General features: G+C 38.0%; 18 protein-coding genes, 1 tRNA gene and 1 pseudogene. 7 read left to right on the top strand and 13 right to left on the bottom strand.

Annotation, left to right across the window (positions count from 1 at the left end):
- Positions 1–97: 97 nt before the first annotated feature.
- A tRNA-Gln gene (locus AC4MRQ_RS18025) sits at positions 98–168 on the top strand.
- Positions 169–629: 461 nt separating this feature from the next.
- Here the strand turns inward: AC4MRQ_RS18025 and tsf are convergent.
- The 4 genes from tsf to rplM all read right to left on the bottom strand — a co-directional run bounded on the left by tsf (position 630) and on the right by rplM (position 3,289).
- A complete protein-coding gene (gene tsf, locus AC4MRQ_RS18020) occupies positions 630–1,457 on the bottom strand; it encodes a translation elongation factor Ts (RefSeq protein ID WP_491199098.1) in 828 nt (275 codons plus the stop codon).
- A gap of 36 nt (positions 1,458–1,493) precedes the next feature.
- The gene (gene rpsB / locus AC4MRQ_RS18015) at positions 1,494–2,330 is read right to left on the bottom strand and encodes a 30S ribosomal protein S2 (RefSeq protein ID WP_491199097.1); all 837 of its coding nucleotides are present in this window, start codon (positions 2,328–2,330) and stop codon (positions 1,494–1,496) included.
- 111 nt (positions 2,331–2,441) lie between these two features.
- Entirely contained in the window at positions 2,442–2,828 is a 387-nt protein-coding gene (gene rpsI / locus AC4MRQ_RS18010; protein ID WP_491199096.1) for a 30S ribosomal protein S9, read from the bottom strand.
- A 5-nt stretch (positions 2,829–2,833) separates the two neighbouring features.
- On the bottom strand, positions 2,834–3,289 hold the full coding sequence (gene rplM, locus AC4MRQ_RS18005; protein WP_491199095.1) for a 50S ribosomal protein L13: 456 nt from the start codon (positions 3,287–3,289) through the stop codon (positions 2,834–2,836).
- Positions 3,290–3,560: 271 nt separating this feature from the next.
- On the opposite strand from rplM, the gene AC4MRQ_RS18000 reads away from it, so the two are divergent.
- The gene (locus AC4MRQ_RS18000; RefSeq protein WP_491199094.1) at positions 3,561–4,106 is read left to right on the top strand and encodes a DNA-3-methyladenine glycosylase; all 546 of its coding nucleotides are present in this window, start codon (positions 3,561–3,563) and stop codon (positions 4,104–4,106) included.
- Here the strand turns inward: AC4MRQ_RS18000 and AC4MRQ_RS17995 are convergent.
- The 3 genes from AC4MRQ_RS17995 to AC4MRQ_RS17985 form a co-directional block, all read right to left on the bottom strand.
- A complete protein-coding gene (locus AC4MRQ_RS17995) occupies positions 4,103–5,233 on the bottom strand; it encodes a lipid A deacylase (RefSeq protein WP_491199093.1) in 1,131 nt (376 codons plus the stop codon). The genes AC4MRQ_RS18000 and AC4MRQ_RS17995 overlap by 4 nt on opposite strands.
- Before the next feature lie 121 nt (positions 5,234–5,354).
- The gene (locus tag AC4MRQ_RS17990; protein WP_491199092.1) at positions 5,355–6,110 is read right to left on the bottom strand and encodes a LytR/AlgR family response regulator transcription factor; all 756 of its coding nucleotides are present in this window, start codon (positions 6,108–6,110) and stop codon (positions 5,355–5,357) included.
- A complete protein-coding gene (locus AC4MRQ_RS17985) occupies positions 6,097–8,061 on the bottom strand; it encodes a tetratricopeptide repeat-containing sensor histidine kinase (protein WP_491199091.1) in 1,965 nt (654 codons plus the stop codon). Before AC4MRQ_RS17985 ends, AC4MRQ_RS17990 begins: the two co-directional genes overlap by 14 nt.
- Before the next feature lie 169 nt (positions 8,062–8,230).
- Here AC4MRQ_RS17985 and dusB point away from each other — a divergent pair, with 169 nt between their 5' ends.
- The gene (dusB, locus tag AC4MRQ_RS17980) at positions 8,231–9,229 is read left to right on the top strand and encodes a tRNA dihydrouridine synthase DusB (protein ID WP_491199090.1); all 999 of its coding nucleotides are present in this window, start codon (positions 8,231–8,233) and stop codon (positions 9,227–9,229) included.
- Here the strand turns inward: dusB and AC4MRQ_RS17975 are convergent.
- The 4 genes from AC4MRQ_RS17975 to AC4MRQ_RS17960 all read right to left on the bottom strand — a co-directional run bounded on the left by AC4MRQ_RS17975 (position 9,205) and on the right by AC4MRQ_RS17960 (position 12,206).
- Complete coding sequence (locus AC4MRQ_RS17975; RefSeq protein WP_491199089.1) at positions 9,205–10,443, bottom strand: FtsX-like permease family protein; 1,239 nt, start codon at positions 10,441–10,443, stop codon at positions 9,205–9,207. The two genes, dusB and AC4MRQ_RS17975, sit on opposite strands and share 25 nt — an antisense overlap.
- A gap of 7 nt (positions 10,444–10,450) precedes the next feature.
- Entirely contained in the window at positions 10,451–11,269 is an 819-nt protein-coding gene (locus tag AC4MRQ_RS17970; RefSeq protein ID WP_491199088.1) for a class I SAM-dependent methyltransferase, read from the bottom strand.
- A 2-nt stretch (positions 11,270–11,271) separates the two neighbouring features.
- A complete protein-coding gene (rbfA, locus tag AC4MRQ_RS17965; protein ID WP_491199087.1) occupies positions 11,272–11,610 on the bottom strand; it encodes a 30S ribosome-binding factor RbfA in 339 nt (112 codons plus the stop codon).
- A 206-nt stretch (positions 11,611–11,816) separates the two neighbouring features.
- Positions 11,817–12,206: a DUF4890 domain-containing protein gene (locus AC4MRQ_RS17960; RefSeq protein ID WP_491199086.1), complete on the bottom strand. Its 390-nt coding sequence runs from the start codon at positions 12,204–12,206 to the stop codon at positions 11,817–11,819.
- Positions 12,207–12,409: 203 nt separating this feature from the next.
- On the opposite strand from AC4MRQ_RS17960, the gene AC4MRQ_RS17955 reads away from it, so the two are divergent.
- The 3 genes from AC4MRQ_RS17955 (at position 12,410) to AC4MRQ_RS17945 (ending at position 15,277) form a co-directional block, all read left to right on the top strand.
- Positions 12,410–14,404 carry a hypothetical protein gene (locus AC4MRQ_RS17955; protein ID WP_491199085.1) on the top strand — a complete coding sequence of 665 codons (1,995 nt, stop codon included), beginning with the start codon at positions 12,410–12,412 and terminating at the stop codon, positions 14,402–14,404.
- 98 nt (positions 14,405–14,502) lie between these two features.
- Complete coding sequence (locus AC4MRQ_RS17950; RefSeq protein ID WP_491199084.1) at positions 14,503–14,976, top strand: FKBP-type peptidyl-prolyl cis-trans isomerase; 474 nt, start codon at positions 14,503–14,505, stop codon at positions 14,974–14,976.
- The gene (locus AC4MRQ_RS17945; RefSeq protein ID WP_491199099.1) at positions 14,945–15,277 is read left to right on the top strand and encodes a hypothetical protein; all 333 of its coding nucleotides are present in this window, start codon (positions 14,945–14,947) and stop codon (positions 15,275–15,277) included. The genes AC4MRQ_RS17950 and AC4MRQ_RS17945 overlap by 32 nt, the downstream gene beginning before the upstream one ends.
- Positions 15,278–15,309: 32 nt before the next feature.
- Here the strand turns inward: AC4MRQ_RS17945 and AC4MRQ_RS17940 are convergent, their stop codons facing one another.
- On the bottom strand, positions 15,310–17,619 hold the full coding sequence (locus AC4MRQ_RS17940; RefSeq protein WP_491199083.1) for an HzsA-related protein: 2,310 nt from the start codon (positions 17,617–17,619) through the stop codon (positions 15,310–15,312).
- A 215-nt stretch (positions 17,620–17,834) separates the two neighbouring features.
- Here AC4MRQ_RS17940 and AC4MRQ_RS17935 point away from each other — a divergent pair, with 215 nt between their 5' ends.
- Positions 17,835–19,454: a diflavin oxidoreductase gene (locus AC4MRQ_RS17935; RefSeq protein WP_491199082.1), complete on the top strand. Its 1,620-nt coding sequence runs from the start codon at positions 17,835–17,837 to the stop codon at positions 19,452–19,454.
- 20 nt (positions 19,455–19,474) lie between these two features.
- Here the strand turns inward: AC4MRQ_RS17935 and AC4MRQ_RS17930 are convergent.
- A pseudogene (locus AC4MRQ_RS17930) lies at positions 19,475–20,012 on the bottom strand (lysine 2,3-aminomutase); the annotation flags it as partial.

Here is a 20,012-nt window from a genome sequence, read left to right as displayed (position 1 = left end):
GTAGCACAACTGGTTTTGGTCCAGTTAGTCAGGGTTCGAATCCTTGTGAGACAACGACTTAACCTCCTTAAAGCGGGAGGTTTATTTTTGTCTTGCTTGTCTCATGGTGTAATGGTAGCACAACTGGTTTTGGTCCAGTTAGTCAGGGTTCGAATCCTTGTGAGACAACATCCGAAACGCTTCTCAATAAATTGGGAGGCGTTTTTTATTGGTGTCAATTGTAATTGAAAATTTGTCTATCAGACTCCGCTATTGCAGATTAACAGCAATTACTTCCGAAGCATAATAGAGTTTTGTTTCGTATTGTTCGATCAACTTATGATTTGCAGACTTGACTGCAGGGAGTGAATGAATCAGAAATAAGGCAGTGGATTAAAACATTTAGAAGTTTTTTAAAAAGATCTGGAAGTTTTATTTTTTTGTCTAAACCATTTTAGAAAAGATCAAGACCTTTTGATCAACTTCTCTAAATCTTTTTTTCTAAACTTCTAAGCCTTCTAAAAAGTGCTTAAAGAACAGCCTTTTGTTATAGAAAGGGGCGGGCGTAAGGCTATATGATGTGATTGGTTTATTGGGTGCAAAAAAGGGAGCTAAAAAGCTCCCTTTATATAATTTGTAGAAATATTCTACTAGCTGTTCAAAGTGTAACGTTTGAAGTCAACAGCTTTCAAGCCTTTGCTTGAGTTATCAAGGTATTGCTTGATAGTTAATTTGTTGTCTTTAACAAACGCTTGTTCCATCAAAGTACTTTCTTTGAAGAATTTGTTTAAACGACCCATTGCAATCTTTTCCAACATTGCTTCAGGCTTACCTTCTTCACGAGCTTTTTCTTTACCGATTTCAAGCTCTTTCTCTCTGATGTCAGCCGGAACGCTTTCAGCATCGATAGCAACAGGAGCCATAGCTGCAGCTTGCATAGCTACATCTTTAGCAACTTGCTCTTCAATGCCTTCCTGGTTGAAACCAACTAATGTAGCTAATTTGTTACCAGCATGAATGTATGCAACTACTGAATCAGCAGAAACAGTTTCATAAGCAGCTAAATCAAGTTTCTCACCGATAACACCGCTTTGCTCAGTAACTACGTCTACAACAGGACGACCGTTTAATTCTAACGCTTTTAAAGCATCTAAGTCAGCTGGATTTTCAGTAATAGCTAGATCAAGAATTGACATTGCAAAATCAACATAGCTTTCGTTTTTAGCAACGAAGTCAGTTTCGCAGTTCAATACGATTAATGCACCTCTTTTCTTGTCAGCAGTAGCTTTTGCAATCACAACACCTTCAGTAGCTTCGCGGTCAGCACGCTTGTTAGCGATAGCCTGTCCTTTTTTACGGATAATATCAACCGCTTTATCGAAATCACCTTCAGCTTCTGTTAGTGCCTTTTTACAATCCATCATACCGGCACCGGTACTTTTTCTTAGTTTGCTTACGTCAGCAGCAGTAATAGCCATGATATAATTTTTTAAAGTTGTTAGACAAAAATCGAATTACTCTTTTGCAGCTTCTTCAGATGAAGTTTCTTCTGCTGGCTTTTCAGCTACAGGAGCTTCTTCTTTTTTAGCTTGAGCTTTTGCAGGCTCAGACTTTTTAGCACGAGCTTTCTTTTCTTTCGATCCTTCGTTGTCTTTCTCAGCTTTACGCTCGTTTAATCCTTCCTGAATTGCTTTTGTCATTACATCAGTAATCAACTCGATAGACTTAGTAGCGTCATCGTTAGCTGGTATAACAAAATCAATTGGAGATGGATCTGAGTTAGTATCAACGATACCAAACACAGGAATATTCAAACGGATAGCTTCTTTTACAGCAATGTGTTCTTTCATTACATCGATAACAAACATTGCAGCCGGAAGACGAGTTAAGTCAGCAATTGAACCTAAAGTCTTGTCAAGCTTTGCACGCTGACGAGTAATTTGAAGACGCTCACGCTTTGATAAGTTTTTCCACTGGCTTGGGTCAGCCATCATCTTATCAATTGAAGTCATCTTCTTCACCGCTTTACGAATAGTGGGGAAGTTGGTTAACATACCACCTGGCCAACGCTCAGTTACGTAAGGCATGTTTACACCACCAACTTTATCAGCGATGATTTCTTTAGCTTGCTTCTTGGTTGCTACGAATAACACTTTCCGACCTGATTTTGCAATCTGTTTAAGTGCATCAGCAGCTTCGTCAATCTTCACGGCAGTTTTGTGAAGGTCTAATATGTGGATTCCATTGCGCTCCATAAAGATGTAAGGCGCCATGGCTGGGTTCCACTTTCTTTTCAGGTGACCAAAATGTACACCTGCTTCCAATAATTCCTCGAAATTAACTCTTGGCATTTTGTTTTTCTTTAAGTTGTTTACTTTCTGTTTGAATCAACCTTTAAGTAGTTCCCCAATATTAAGTTGAGAAGTCTTAAAGATTTAGATACTAAACACACCTGATAAATATTAACGTTTAGAGAACTGGAATCTCTTACGTGCTTTCGGACGACCTGGCTTCTTACGTTCAACAACACGTGAGTCACGAGTCATGAAACCTTCAGCCTTAAGAGCCGGCTTGTTTTCAGCATCAATTTTTACAAGTGCACGGGCAATAGCTAAGCGAACTGCTTCAGCTTGTCCCTTGAAACCACCACCATAAAGGTTTACTTTAATGTCGTAGTTATCAGCAACACCGATAGTGTTTAATGGTTGTTTTACAATATATTGTAATGTTGCAGCTGGAAAATATGTAGCCAACTCACGCTTGTTAATGGTGATGTTACCACTTCCTTCACTCAAATAGATACGAGCAACTGCTGCTTTTCTTCTACCAATAGCATTAATTACTTCCATAATACTTATTTAATGGCGTTAATATCAATTACTTTAGGTTGTTGAGCTTCGTGTTTGTGTTCAGTTCCAGTATAAACATATAAGTTTCTGAAAAGCTGACGACCAAGACGACTCTTAGGTAGCATACCTTTGATAGCTCTTTCAACTAATCTCTCCGGCTTTTTAGCGAACATTTCCGCAGGTGTCACATCGCGACGACCTCCTGGGTAACCACTATGGTAGAAAAATAAACGCTGGTCCCACTTGTTACCGGTCATTTTAATTTTGTCTGCGTTTAAGATAATTACGTTATCTCCGCAATCCACATGAGGTGTATAATTTGGCTTATACTTCCCTCTAAGTAGCTTAGCAACTTTTGATGCTAAACGACCCAATACCATATCAGCAGCATCTACCACAACCCACTCTTTGTTGGCAGTCGCTTTGTTTGCTGAAATCGTTTTGTAACTTAACGTATCCACAGTCTTCTTTTTTAAAATTCGACTTATTAATAAACAGTTTGCAAAGGCCTCAGCTCACTTTAAATCAATGATCAGGTCCCACCCCAATTACTGATAAACAGTGACTTTACCTTTCAGATCGGATAATAATCGGCCGCAAAAGTACTGCATTTATTTTGAAAGTGCTAATTATTTGATTAAAAAAGTAATGAGTATTGTGAGAGTACATTAATATTTACAAATTCAACGACAAAATGATTAAATATCAACTTTAAACTTTTTGTATTAATTGATGAAAGTAAAAAGTAACATTAAGAGTCGCATTACTCAAGAATTCTTCAATCAGGATGTGTTAGAAGTTGCTCCTTCATTACTCGGTAAAGTACTGGCCAGGCAATACGAAAATGGTATTATTGAGCGATTTATTATTACAGAAACTGAGGCATATAGAGGAGAAGAAGATGTTGCCTGTCATGCGCACAAAGGCCGGACCAAGCGAACTGATATTATGTATCATGCTGGTGGCCATGTATATGTTTATTTAATTTACGGAATGTATTGGATGCTTAATGTGGTGACAGGTGAGAAAGGAGCGCCACAGGCAGTTCTTATAAGGGGTGTTGAGTCAATTGTAGGACCTGGTCGATTAGGGCGTCACCTTAAGCTCGACAAAAGCTTTTATGGTGAAGATCTTTGTCAATCAAACAGAATTTGGCTGGAAACTGCATTAAACGAGAATGATTATTCTGAGATTGAGACGACTAAACGTATTGGTATTGAGTATGCGACAGATGAATGGCGAAATAAAAAATGGCGATTTATTTTAAAAAGATCCTAATCGAACGAAACTTTTGAGATATAAAAGTTTGGCGTAAAAATAAGGTTGAGGCCATATGAATAATCGAACTGACTAGCTGGTATATCGTAGTAGGTTTCCAGCATCACACTAAACTTAATCTGTTTCATAAATTCTTTTGTGAAGCTTAGCTTAGATGTAAGCAGGTTACGATTCTCGCTGTAATATCCTGTTTTGTAATTTGAGGTAGATTGAAAGAGTGAACTGCCTTTGGGAGCAAGAAAATTATGAGCTTTCCAATAGCCAGTCATAAAAGTACCATATTTATAATTGATCTCTGCAACCGGATAGATGGCATTACCCGAAGAGAAATCCCATCCTGATTGGCCTGTCAAATCCTGATAAGTAGCCAGATATGTCGCCAAACCGATATCTTTTATAAATCCATCACCGATCTTATAGTTTAATTTAATACCTGTTGCCAGGTTGGCCAGCGATTGCATTTTTTCAGAATAGTTACTGATTTGACCTCCCAAGTGAGTAGCTATCAGCTGACCAGGAATTGTAAGCCGGAAATCGGACTCATTACTTGTTAACAGGTATTCGGTACTTAAACCGGCAGTAAACTTCTCTGGCTTATCATCTCCAAGGAAGATAAACTGTTCCCAATCTACCCATACATCCAGCCAAAGTTTATTGCTATTATAAATAAACTGGAAACCATTTTCAATTGGTCGGGTGTATTGATTCTCAGGATCAAATAGTGGTTCGATCAACCGGTGATGAACATCACCTTTTAAACCACCCATGATCAGATCTAAATTATCAGATAAACGCGTGTGTATTGAAAAAGTGGGCAGAACTTCAGTGAACTCATTCATGCCACTAAATTGAATAAGATGTACTCCTGCCTTAATACGAAGGCGTGATCCTGCATAGTAGACTAATGAAGGTTGGGCAGTGTATCCCATCATCGTGTAGCCTTCAATGTAATCGCCGAAGTATTCGTTGTTTTTGACAAAATTGTTGTTTTCAAGCCTGAAGTACAGGTTGTTGTCCGAATTCTCTTTGAATTCCGGATAGTAATAACGCCATGTTAGGTCCACTTGAGAATAACCAATATTCCAACATAACACCACGCTACAAAGCACAACAATCAAACGAAACATGATAATATTCCTGTTACTTAATTTTGCAAACGATAAAACACTCAGTCCATAATACTGTATTTTATCAAAAAAGGTTTTGGTATTTGAAAGATTTTCTCTTATTAGGCGTTATTTAGAACGTTTACGCAAAAGAAGTATTGTGTTGTAGTTGTCTTTTTAATTGATTAAGTCTTCTGTTCTCGTATATTATCTCGTCACCGGTCTTCATTTTTATACGTTGCTTTTCGGGATTTATCTCTGTAACGTGAATCAGATTAATTAAATAGTGTGGATGGCATCTGAAAAATGTATGATCTGATAAAATTGCTTCGTAACGCCGAAGAGGTTTGGCTGCAAAAAAGTAACTGTTATCGGTAAAGTAAAAATTAGCTCCACCAGGTATGGCTTTACCCCAAACTAACTCGTTTATATTACAAACTTTAATACGATGTTTGCCTTGAAGAACGATTTGATTCTTGTCATTCTCAATATTATTAAATAGCGCTTCTATCTTAAGTTCGTAGTTTTTGTCTTGCAACTGATCAATTGCTTTATCTAGCGCTACCACCATTTCATTAATATCAAATGGTTTAAAGATGAAGTCAACGGCTGCATATTTCATCGCTTTAACAACATATTCGTGATAAGCCGACATAAAAACAATCTTAAAATCAATCTCACTGCACTGTCTGATGATATCAAATGAAGTGCCGTCAATCAAATGAATATCCATTAATATTAACTCAGGTTGATATTTTTTTATTTTGCTAACGGCTTCCTTTACCCGCGAGGCGGTAGACTGAATCCAAATTTCCGGGAAGTGTTTTTCGATAATTTTTGTTACTGCCAGAATATTGAACTGATCATCTTCAACTATAATTGTATTAATTCTTTTCATCTTTCTCACTTGGCGATGGTTCCTGCATTGTTAACGGCAAAACGAGTCGCGCAATTGTTCCTCGTTCAAAGGGATCTTTTCTCTTCTTATCGAATATTTCCAGTTCTGTTTTACGTTTTGTATCTCTCTCTAAAATATTTAAACGTTCTTGTGTTATTTTTATGGCCATTGACTCATGATTTTTTTCACTCCCGCTTAACTGGTCTTTGTAATCAATGCCCAATCCGTTATCCTCAATCTCAAGAATCATATCTTTACCACTTTTTAATATACGGATAATTAGTTTTGCGTCTTCGCCCAATGGTTTAAGACCGTGTTCAATGGCATTTTCAACAAATGGTTGAATAAGCATAGGAGGGATAACTACCTTATTGTTTTTTATTTCATCACTAATAATGATCTCAAATGAGAATGGTGGTGAGAACCGCAGCTGTTGAATTTTCAGATAGTACTGCAGCATTTCCACTTCTTCGTGAATCGAAATGTATTCGTAGTTACTGCTTCTCAGAACGTGCCTCATTAATTTCGCGAAATGCGCCAGAAAGCGACTCGATTTGTCCATGTTATTCTCCAGAATAAACACTTGTATGGCACTGAGCGCGTTAAAGATAAAATGAGGGTTCATTTGTGAGCGAAGCAGGCGCTGTTGAAATCGCAAGTATTTATAACGACTTCTTAATCGCCCCTGAAAGAATATTAAAACCGCTGTTATAGCAATTACAATTACGAGAATAATTGTGGCTGCTAAGAGTGATCGTTGTTTCGAAAGTAATGTATTTTGAAGTAACGCTTCCTTGTTTAATTCATCAATCTGAAGTTGCTGGAGTGTGTTATTGTATTTTGCTTCAACTGATGCAATATGAAAGATGTTCTTCTCATTTAGAATACTGTCTTTGTAATTAGCTGCTAATTTGTAATAATCCAACGAACGGTTGAAGACCTGTTTTTTTTCATATGCCTGAGATAATAACCGTGCTGCTTCTTCCGCTGTATATTTCGAGCCAATGTTAACTGCCATATCAAGACCTTTTTCAAGGTGTATAATTGCCTGTGCAGGCAGGTTATCATTTAGATAGGTTTTGCCAATTTGTGTGTAACTCACAGAAGTTAGCATACGATCTTCCAGTTCCTGATTAATTTCAAGGGCTTTAAGCAGGTAATCGAGTGCCAAACTGTTTTGGTTTTTTATAATATAAGCACTGCCAATACAATTATAACAAATCGACTGACCAACGCGACTATTGATCTGCATGTTGTAATCAAGTGATTTAAAATAGTAGTGCATGGCAGAATCAAGCTGGTTAAGTTTCATGTAGGCTTCACCTATATTATTGGTGTTGATTGCCATACCCAGAACATTATTCATCGATTCTGATATACTCAGTCCTCTGTGAAAGTATTCAATGGCTGAATGATAACGTTCCATTGCAATACTGACATTACCCATGCCATTAATCGCTTTACTTATACTTAAGGAGTCGTTACATTCTTCAGCTAGCTGGAGGGCTTTCATGTGCATATCCAAGGCTTGAGGATTCTCATCGATTCGCCTGAATATTACACCAATCTGATTATAGGCCTGTGTTTGAAAATGGATATTTTCTAATTCCTCAGAAATAGCAAGTGCTTTTTGAAGCATTTGCATTGCCTCAGAATAAAAAGATTTGTTGCGATAACGTTGGCTCACCAGACTGTAGATAACAAAAAGCTGCTCCTGATTATTGCTTTTGAGTGCCATATCTTCAGCCTCTTTCAGATAATTATCAAATGGCGAAATAATACTTAGGTTATCAGAGTAGGATTCCTTTGATTGGGCAATTAGCTGTTCAACCATTAAAGAATCTTCACTTTGGGGAACTGGTGTATGAATAGCCTCAGATGTTACATTACCTTCCTGTTTGCATCCGATTATTATCAATGCGACTAAAAATATTACTGCGACTATCTTCACCAGACAAGTTGTTAATTGATTTTCTTATAATTATCCCACATACAAATTATGAAATAAAAACTTGGAATGGTTCAATTTGTTCAGAAAGTTATTAACCAAGTTATAAACAGCATTCGAGGGAGAAATATTAAAAATCTATCTTTGTAGCCGAATAAAAATCAATTGATAAGTGAAGATTGGAGATCTGGATTTAGGGGAGAAGCCACTGTTATTGGCGCCGATGGAGGATGTTACTGATCCTTCTTTCAGAGTGTTTTGTAAGGAGCAGGGGGCAGATATGATGTACACTGAGTTTGTTTCTGCTGATGCTTTAGTGAGGAATGTCAATCGTTCTTTGCGTAAGCTGGAGTTAATGGAGGAAGAGCGACCTGTCGGTATTCAGATTTACGGGAAGGATGTTGATAAAATGGTTGTTGCCGCCCAGATGGCCGAAGCCGCCAAACCAGAAGTCATAGATTTAAATTTTGGATGTCCGGTTAAAAAGATTGCAGGAAAAGGAAGTGGATCTGGCTTGTTGTTGGATATTCCAAAAATGCTGGATATAACAAAGGCTGTGGTCAAGGCAGTTAACATTCCGGTTACTGCAAAAACCCGTTTGGGGTGGGATAGCGAATCACTGGTAATTGAGCAAGTGGCTGAGCAATTGCAGGACGCTGGTGTTAAGGCTTTATGTATTCATGGCAGAACGCGGGAGCAAATGTACAATGGAATTGCTGATTGGAACTTGATCGGGAAAGTGAAAGATAATCCTAGGATTCATATTCCTATTATTGGTAATGGAGACGTGGATGGACCTGAAAAAGCCAAAATGTTTCTCGATAAATTTAGGGTAGATGCGTTAATGATTGGAAGGGCAAGTATTGGACGTCCCTGGATTTTTAGAGAAATAAAACACTACCTTAAAACGGGTGAGTTATTGCCACAACTTAGTATCATGGAGCAAGCCATGATGATGGATGATATTGTTATGAAATCATGCAATATGATTGGTGAACGAAGGGGAATTTTACATGCCCGCCGACACTTGGCTATACCATTTAAAAATCTGCCAGGGATACGACCTTTAAGGATTCAATTATTACGCGAGAAAACAGTCAAGGGGATTTCTGATACACTTCATTTGATTGGTGAGAAATATCGTAATTATCCGGCCGAAGGTTCAGAATAATATTTATTGACGATCACTCGAACCGGATACCATGCGGCAAGTGCACTGATGATGGATACCGTGATAATTACAATTACAACATCTAGCCATTGCAATGCAATCGGATAAGCATCCGTTAAATAATGACCGTCTCCCATGAATTTAATAAAGCCAAAATTTTGTTGGATCAGTACTAAAACAACACCAAGCAATGAGCCTATTACAATGCCAACAAGAGATATTAACCAGCCTTCGGTCATAAAAATACGGGTGATTAATTGTTTATCGGCTCCCATACTTTTAAGTGTGAAAATGCTCTCCTTCTTCTCATAGATAAGCATAGCCAGGTTAGCAACTATATTAAATGCCGCAATGGTAATGATAAAGCTTAAAATAAGGTAGGCCATCAGCTTTTCAACCTTCATCACTTTATAGAATTCGGCATGTTGTTCCTGTTGGTTTAATACATCCATTTGATTTCCTACAACACTTTGAACTAGTTTCTCACCTTTGACAATGTCCGCACCTTCCTTCATTCGGATGGCCAGTGATGTGATAATTGAGTTGTCATATTGCAAAAGTCGTCGTGCTTGTTCAATATCGATCAACAGGTATTGACCGTCATATTCCTCCTGGTTAACAGCAAACATTCCCGAAGGGCTGATGTATTCCTTCTTAAAAGCATTTTGAGGAGTCATTAGGTTGATGTTCCCTTTGCGTTTAGGAACATACATGCTAAGTGGAGTAACAAAATTGAGCCGGATTGCCAGTTGATCAGCCAAACGTCTGCCAATAACACCTCTATATTCTGATTTATATTTTAACTCATATTTACCATCCATGATGATGGAATCGATATTACTCACTTTGTTGAATAACGAATCGACACCCATAATAATACCTGGTGTTTTTCGCTGTCTGAATTTGAGTAAGGCCTGGTGCTCAAATACTTCAGATATAAACGCAATGTCTTCGAGCTCTTTCAACTCATCGTATGCAATAGAATCTGTAGAAATTACTTTCCCTGATCGAGGAACTGCTTTCAGATCAGGATCGAAAGCCGTGTATAACTCCCCCATAAAACCATGAACTCCATTAAAAACGGAAAGGACAATGACAAGAGCCATGCTGCCGGTTAAAACTCCAAAAATCGAAATCATCGAAATAACATTGATGATATTTTGTGATTTTTTAGCGTACAAATAGCGTTTGGCAATGTCAAAGGCGAGTTTCATAAGTTGGTTATTTTTGAGCTACTACCATTAAACCAGTGCCTGTTTTGTGTTTCTTGTTTATATCCAGCCAGTTTAACAGGTAAGCCAAAGGATATGTCAATACATAATAGAAGGGCAGAACAATGAAAAACAATTTGGAAGCATTCAATGCTTTAATCGGGTATTTCATGGAGAGTCGCCACGATAAGTTTCCTGGTTTGCCATATGTATAGGATGCTTCGATGTTAGTAAAGCCAGCTTTCTGCAATTTTTCTTTAATATCATCTGCGTTATAACCATCACGAACATGCTCATCGATGAATCCATGCACGCCTTCTTCTTCATGATGATGAGTATCCGAGCCGCCTTGATCAGATGGAGTTGAAATAATAAGGTAGCTGTCTTTTTTCATCGATTTGTGGAAATTGGCGAACACCAGTTCATCTTCCAGTATATGTTCCATCACATCAACCGATAATATCAAATCATACGCTTCCGGACGAACGAATTTAGTCAAATCGGCATATTCAAACTTAACCCTGTCGTTTCGGTTTATTTTGCTAAAAAAATTGTTACAGTCTTCAATCTGCTCCTCTTTAACATCCACGCCGGTAATTGTCCAGTTTTTACCAAGGGAAGACATGTAATAATCGTATTGACCAAAACCACTGCCTGCATCCAATATATTCATATCTGACCGGCTGTTATTTGCTATCGATCTAAGTTTTCGACGAATGTGCCACGCTCTTAGTAACAATAAATCCAATAGTTTATAAAAGAAAATACGGAGTATTGGAGTTTGATTAAAAACTTTTCCAAGTGAGCGCTTAATCGGATCGTAATGCATACTTACTTCTTTAGTAATCGATCAATGTTATCAAGGTAATCCAGGCTGTCATCAACAAAAAATCGTAGTTCAGGTATGATGCGCATCTGTTGTCCAACCCTTTTACCTAAAGCAAAACGAATTTGCGATGATTGAGTGTTTATCTCATTCATTACCTCTTCAATATTACCGGTTGGAAATATGCTCAGATAAGCTTTGGCCTGACCCAAGTCGGGTGATATTCTTACAACAGTAACGGTGACCATTGTGCCCAAACATAGTTGACGCATCTCGCGCTGGAATATTTCACTGATCTCCTTCTGCAGAAGTCGGGATATTTTTTTTTGTCTTGTAGAATCCATGATATTTTTACCTCTGTTCTGGTGCAAATACTAACGAATATTACCATTCGTCCAATTGGCGAAAATACATTTTTTTGATGGATAATTAAAGGTGAACTTTTGGCTTGGCTCTATAATTTTAATATTGACATTAAAAAAAACCTGCAACTCCTTTGAATTGCAGGTCTCTCAAACCAAAACTTTTACCAATTATGAAAAAACGTGGGCTATCTTCCTCCTCTTCCATTTCTCCGCCCATTTCTCATTTCTTTTGCTCTTTCTTCCTCGAGCTTTACGTATTTGTCGAACTGTTCAGAATTAAGCACTTCCTTCAGTTCAGCGTTCTTTTTTTCTTTTAATTGATCCCTCAATGTACGCATTTTTTCCCGATCTCCTCTGATTTCATCCCTCGAATTTTGAAATTCCTTTGCATACTTGAGATTAATAGTTTTAACCGATATTAACTGATCCTCTGATAAGTCCAGGTTTTCATTCATCATCTCTGTCTGGCGTTCAGCCATGTCTTCCGGCGACCATTGTCGTCGTTGCTGTCCATTTACATTACAAGCTGATAAGCTCATTATTATAACTGCAAATACAACTAATTTATTGCCCATATTGTTCATCTTTTTAGTTCAACATATTTATAGACGCTATTGGTAAAAAAGCCCTGTGTTTTTGGTCGAAAAAATCAGAAGAGTTAGGCGATTAGTTAAAATGCAGGTATTCAGAATATAAGAATGTTGGTCCAGAAGGGTTAATTATTGTCGTAAACAAAAATTAACATTTTTTAGGTTGATATTGAGTGATTTAGTAAAATTTGACTTATTTTGCAGTCGCAATAGAGATTTGGGGTATCTATATGATAGTTTTTGGGAAAAGAATAATTGCATTTGCTTGCTTAGTGCTATTTTATTTTATCGGTGAGGCACAACAGAAAAAGCAAATTCGACAAGAGAATAAAGCCTTCTATAAAGCATTAGGTTTTGCCGAATCGGAGGATTATGAAAGAGCTATTCGTGAATTTAAGCAAATAGTAGCCAATTCACCTGATTTTATAGAAGCATATCTTCAGTTGGGTTTGTGTTATCTTAATACAAATACCGGAGCTGATTCTGCCATAGTTGTTTTACAAAATGGAATGATGAGGTTAAGTGCTGATGAACAATCAGCACCGCGAGGCTGGGATTTTTTTATGACACTTGGAAAAGCTTATCAGGTTACTTTGCAACCGGATTCGGCACTTATGGTTTATGATGAACTTTTGCTTCGTTTGCCTCAGGATGAGGTCGATATAATTAATGAAGTGGAACATGAAATTCAAAGCTGCGAAAACGCAAAGATATTCTTAGCCAATCCCATTAAGTTAACAATCACCAATCTTGGTAAAGCGGTGAATAGCCGCTTCGACGATCACAGCCCTTTGGTAAATGCCTATGAAGATTTACTGTTATTTACTTCACGTCGTAATCAGCATAAGCTTCCCATATTGTCGGATGGACAATACCCGGAGAAAGTTTATTATACAACTGGTGATAGCAGTGCCTGGAAGAAGGCCAAATTATTAAATGTATTTTTTAAAAATCCGGAGCATGAGTCGGCATTGTCTTTGTCTCATGATGGACACAGCTTATTTATATTTAAAAGTGATCACGAAGGAAAGAATATCTTCATAAGTTATCTTGAAGATGATGAGTGGACAACACCTGTAAAGTTACCTTATCCAATCAATACGTCGGCCAACGAAACGCATGCATCCCTTTCGAGTGACAGAAGTACATTGTTTTTCACAAGCGATCGTGAAGGTGGGCATGGAGGGATTGACATTTATATGTGTAAAAAAGATGCCTTTGGCCGTTGGGGAAAAGCCAGAAATCTTGGATCGAGGGTTAATACAAAATATGATGAGGAAACATCCATGATTCATCCTGATGGACGGACATTGTATTTTGCTTCTGAGGGGCATCATTCGATGGGGCGAATGGATGTATTCTACACCCAAATGAATGCAGATAGTACATGGACATTACCTGTCAACCTTGGGTATCCAATAAATACACCTGATGATGATTTCTTTTTTCTTCCCACACTAGATAAGAGCCATGCTTATTACGCATCTGCCAGGTTTAATGATAATTTTGGGGGATCGGATATTTATCGAGTTGAATTTGATGTGGCATTTGAGGGGGAGTTGGCAATAATAGAAGGAAAGGTGCAACATGCCGATTATGACGAAGAAACTATTCGTGTAATGGTAACTCGCATGACGGATAAGCAATTGGTTGGAGATTACAGGCCGGATGCGAAGACGGGGAAGTACACCATGTTTTTGGAGACAGGGCATGAATATGCTATAGAAGAAAAACATATTAATAAGGTTATTGATGAAGCTGTCGTTTCAGTGGAACCACAGATGGCATATAAAACCGAAGAAAAGATTCTTTCATTCGATGAAATAAAGATGACGCCTCCTCTTAAGCATTTAATAACTAATTTGACTTTGAAAGAGCACAATGAAATTGCCATCGCTGAAATAAAAGAAGAAATAAAACAGATTGACAGAACACCATTTTTTACAATTCAAGTATTGGCATTAAAACGAATGCCTCTGTTTGCTTCATTATATTTAAAAGGACTGGATGTTGACGAATTAAAAGTTATCAAGTGTAAAGATGGCTATACAAGGTATGTTTATGGGGCTTTCTATGATAAGATCGATGCTAAAAACAGGCGTGAGGCAATAATGAAGATGGGTAAATACGAAGATTCTTTTGTTCGGCGTTTATCAGAAATCAAAGAGCTAAAGTTAGAATAGATATATTAACCAATAAACCGGGTTTTCATAGGGCTTTCTTGTTCAGAGAAAAATGACAGCATTGTAGCCTACGGTTAATAATCAAAAACAGTTTAAATATGAAGATACTGATCCCTTTAGTTATATTATTTATTGCAATTAGTTCTTGTCGGCCTAACAGAGGAGGTGTTGATGTAATCAGTTTAGGAGATACTATCCAAACTTCCAGTGGGTTGAAATACTATTACATTAAAAAAGGTAAGGGTAGATCAATAGAATCAGGTTCAAAGGTTGGTACTTATCTTAGTTTAAAGGTTAACGATAGCGTTGTATGGAATACCAATGAGTTGCCAGATTCATTATTTACTTTCGTAGCTGATTCAACCAAGTTAATTAAAGGCTTTACGGAAGTATCGATGCTGTTAAGAGAGGGCGATGAAATTGTAGCCATCTTACCTGATTCTTTGGCTTATGGTGCAAAAGGTGCCGGTGACATTATTCCGCCATGTGCTACATTGATTTACAATGAATTTAAGGTGGTTCGAGTTGAACAACCGGTTAATGAAATTAACCAAACCTCCGAATTGGAATAAACTAGATTTGCCCGATATACTTATGGGAGCCGTTGACTCACAGAGAATCAATAGAAGAAGTCTCTTGAACGTGATATTTACCCAATTGAACACTTTCTCAAATCAATGGGATGGTTTGTCAAACCAGTTGAGAGCAAAATTCTACCCGATTGATCGGTTTTATATACCTGTTGGATGGTTCCTATGGCTTGTTGAAGTGCATATTTGGCCTGTGGAAGGCTCTTTTAAGCCAGGGGATAGTATAAAGTCCCGATGGACTACTCTTGTAGGCCTCGGGACTAATAAAATCAAGAGTTTATGAAATCTTAATATTTTTAATCAACAAGTATTCTTCTAATCTATTGATGATGTATCGTAAATACGCTTTCCTTCATTAATTGCTTTTTGATTTTCCCGTTCAAGTTCCAGGCGCTTAATGTATTTTTCCAATTGAGCTTTCTGCTCCTCACATGGTTCAAAGCCAGCCATATCAGCCCGTGGTATTTCTTGTAATCGTTCTTTTCCTTTCCGGATAATGGATAGTGCTTTTTGATAGCTATCTGATTGGGTATCTTCAATCTTCTTAAGACAAGGGCTCAACTCAGGACGTTCAAAAGCAATTTGCGGTCCTTGTTTTCGATTATGTCCGGCAAGATTTTTAAACTGCACACCAGTTAATTTACTTAATTCAGAAAGCTCTTCAAAAGTTAATGGACTTCTGCCGGCAGGATTATCCGGGTAAGCCGACTCATAAACCGGATAATACACACCATTCAGATCCACCCATGTATAAAGCTTTTCCATTTCTTTTTTTGAAAGGGAAACATTGTAATGACCTTCTTCAACTACCTTAACAATATTGCTGGCATGTGCACCCCAAGTTTTGGCTTGTTGTATTTCAGATGAGCCTCCGCCTACATTCCGAATTTGTTTTTTTACATGTATATCAATATAAGAAGCGTTGAAGTATGGATTTCGATCAGAGGCAAGAATTAATGTTCCTGCTGCTTGTTTTCCAAAGTCGTGGCATTCAATACAATGCTTGTCAAATACAGGTTGCATATCATGCATGTAGCTATATAGTTTAGCTTCATCTTCATTTGAAAGTTTGGCTGGCTTTTTACTCAATGCCAATGGCATTTTCTGAGCAATCAATGGAACCATCAACCGGTCTTCGTGGCAGCCAATACAACCATTTGTTTCACCAGGTTGTACAATAACGCCACTTCGCATTGACTGAACCATTTTTTTATCCTTATCCAATAGTTGGAAATATAAATAACGACCAGATGGTGCTTCAAAATACACTGAACCATCTTCTTCCACAGGTACTGTTCCTAAAATTCGTTTATTTTCAAAACTGTGCCAATTGACACCTGGAGCCTGTTGCCCCTGACCATTCCACCCTGGCTGTGTATAAGTTCTTTTCTCCGGGGATTCTACAACCCGCAGAAACTTTACTTCTCCCTGCTTTACACCTTCCAAATGTGTACTTTCATATACATTCTGCACATAAAAATAACCAGGCGATCCGTCAAACTTTCGGGCAGTAGGAATATCAATTGGCCTGTACCTGGGAGTCAATGGCATCGGATCAAAGCAACCTTGTTTTTCATCCTCATAAAGCAAGGTTTCGCTACCGTTCATATCAACAAGGTAAAGTGCCATCTTACGTTTCTTCGAGTTATCAAATATTTTTGATTTGGAGACAAGAAATTGAGTTTCAGAAACAGGGAATGGGTCTTCATAACGAACATCGAGTTGCATAAAAGTATCCCAGTTACCTTTCCCAATTAGATCACGTGCATGTTCAGGCCAGATTTTCACAACTGATTGCTCACCATCAACACCCTTTGAACGATCAATAAGAGCCAAAGCTCCCCATGGACGATCGTGACAAGAGCCAAAGATGCACAACATTAGGTTACTGTTGGGAAGTTGACGTGGATCAATCACGCCACCGGGTGAGTTCATATTATTGCCATAAAAGATGGAATGTTTGGTGCCATCCGGGTTAACTGTCCAAAGCCCCTGTGCATCACCAAAATTACGATCCACATATTCCCAGCGGTCGTAAATAATCCGTCCATCGTTCATTAATGCTGAATGGCCTTCAAACAAGGTGCTTTTACCCAATTGAACAATGTTGGAACCATCCGAATTCATGCGGTAAAGATTAGCCATAATGTGGCGGTTACACATGCAGTATTTAGGTTCTCTTGTCGAACTGAAAATAATCTGATCGTTGGGTAGGTACAATGGATCAATATCAGAAACACCTTTGGCAAAAGTCAACTGCTTCAGATTAGTGCCATCAGCATTAATTTCATAGATGTGGTAATCATCATGGATATCTTTTCTAAAGGAGAAAATTATTTTCTTACCATCAAACGAGACTTCAGGATCCCTGATAATACCTGTTTTAGATTCCAGTAAAGTGGTGGTTCTGCCAGTTTTTGTGTTCAAAACTTTTAATGCAGAACCCGGATCAAACTTATGGGTATTTATCTCGTTGGTTTGAAATAAGGTGGCTGTATTATGGTGATCTAATGCGTATTGATTGCGAACGATGAAAACCAGTTTATCTGGTATTTCATTAAACGCAATGGTTTGTTGGATGGTCAATACTATTAAAACGGAAATTATTAAGAATCCTTTTTTCATACCAGATTTAGCTTTCGATTTAGGTCATAAAAGTAATAATTTAATCTTTTGATTGCTTATGGTACTGCTTATACTTCCTTATTATATCAAGATTTCTTTGTTTGAAATGCAATAGTGGTGCAGATTTGCTGGAACCAGTAACTTCGCAACATACAACGAAAAAGCACTGAACAATTTAGTGTTTTAATCCTTCATACACTAAAAGTCATTTAGTAATGGAGGATTTTAAAGATAGTTTGTATATAGCTTTTGGCAGTCGTACCGGAAATGCAAAAGCAGTGGCTGTTTTAGCGCACGAGTATGCACAAAGCCTGGGCTATAATTCTTATTTGAAAGATATGCCGGAAATGGATTACACCGAACTGCAGCATGTTGAAAATTTACTGGTGGTTGTGAGTACACATGGTGAGGGAGAACCGCCAGTTCAAGCCGAAGATTTTTATGAGTATTTGCATAGTGAAGCCATTCAAAAGGTAAGAGCCAATTATGCAGTATTGGGTTTGGGCGATAGTAGTTATCGATACTTTTGCCAGACCGGCGAGGACATTGATAAACGTCTTGGAGAGTTAGGTGGTAATCAATTGATGAAGAATGTCAAATGTGATATTGATTTTGAAGAGGTTGCCAAGCAATGGGTATTGGATGTAATTGAGACATTTAAAAACAGATTGTCTGTTGCGAATAAGCCCAAAAAGGATGGCTTTACCTTTGAATTAAAACTTGGAAATGAATCTCATTCTGCATATCGGGCACAATTACTGGAGAAGCGACTACTAACTTCAGAGGATAGTAGCAAGAAAGTACTTCATGTAAGCTTGTCGCTTAAAAACTCAGGTATCGAATATTTGCCGGGCGATGCTTTAGGTATCTACGGAACTAATTCACGTGCATTGGTAGATGAACTTTTGTTAACCTTGGGTTTTGATAAAGCTTATCCAGTAAAAGTTAAAGATGAAACCCGTTTGCTAAAGGAACTGCTGATTAATGATTATGAGCTAACGCTAATAACTCCGGTTGTAATTAAAAAATATGCAGCAATCATTAATAATAAGGAGTTAGATCAATTAATTACAGATGAACAAAAATTGGAAGGGTACGCTGCCGAAAATGACATCCTTGATTTGATTCGGGATTATCCAGGAAAACTGACGGTAGATGAATTTTTAAGCATCCTTCGATCTTTGAGTCAACGTTTGTATTCCTTTGCTTCAAGTTCAAATGCGGTGGGCGATCAGGCTGATATAACTGTGAAAGTTATTGAAAATGCCCACCAATCAAGAACCCGTAATGGTGTTTGTTCTTCTTTCCTATGGAATCGTCTTGACGTGGGTGATATGGTGCCGGTTACTTTAGAGCCTATCGCCAAATTCAGATTACCTGAGGATGAAACCAGGGACATCATCATGATTGGTGCAGGAACAGGTATTGCACCATTCAGGGCTTTTCTTCAGGAACGGGATACTAAAAATAGCAAAGGTAATAACTGGCTGATATTTGGAGAACGAAACAGTGCTTCAGACTTTTTATACAAGGATGAATTACAGGCTTTTCAAACGAAAGGTATGCTTCATAAATTGAGCACTGCTTTTTCGCGCGATCAGGAGAAAAAGCAATATGTGAGCCACATTATCGAAAAGGAAGGTGAGCAAATTATGAAATGGATTGAAAATGATGCCATACTTTACGTTTGTGGAAGTAAAGATAAGCTGGCTGTTTCGGTGCGTGAGAGCTTGGTTAAAATTATCGCCGATCACAACAATTGCTCAACTGAAGATGCAATGGCAACCTTTGAAGAGTTAAAATCTAAAAAACAATATCAGGAAGAAGTCTATTAAGACTTCTTCCCTTGTATTTATTATACCTTAACAAGTGACTCAACAGGTTTGAGTTGATCAATCCAGGTGGCATTTTCATCGTAATGCATCAAAAACGGCTTATACGATTGTTTGTAATCGCGATGACGTATGTACTGGATCTGGAAATATTTCTCACCATTAAGTGGATTTTCTATAATGCCCATTACCTGTGCTTTACCTTGAGCGGCCGACATAGATGGCGCTGTCACTGTTTTAGCCAAGCTGGAGGTCACCCGAATGGCATCCGTATAAATTTTGTAGGCTTTAGCCAATGGTACCTGGAAATATCCATACGGACCTGTTTCTCTCTCAATAAACATGTAATAAGGTACCATGCCCATATTGACCTGCTGATCCCACATTTTAGCCCAGATATCGGCTTCAGCATTAATGTGGTTAAGCAATGGTGATTGGGTTCTGATCTCAGCTCCGGTTGCCCGTATGTTTTCTATAGCTTCCGCAACGGCACTGTTCGACATCTCCTGATAATGGTTAAAATGCGCCATAATTGACAAGTGGATGCCTTTATCAGTTATA

It is taken from the genome of Carboxylicivirga sp. (assembly GCF_982718395.1).
The sequence above is the reverse complement of the archived record's forward strand: the minus strand, read 5'-3'. Positions and strand labels throughout refer to the sequence as shown.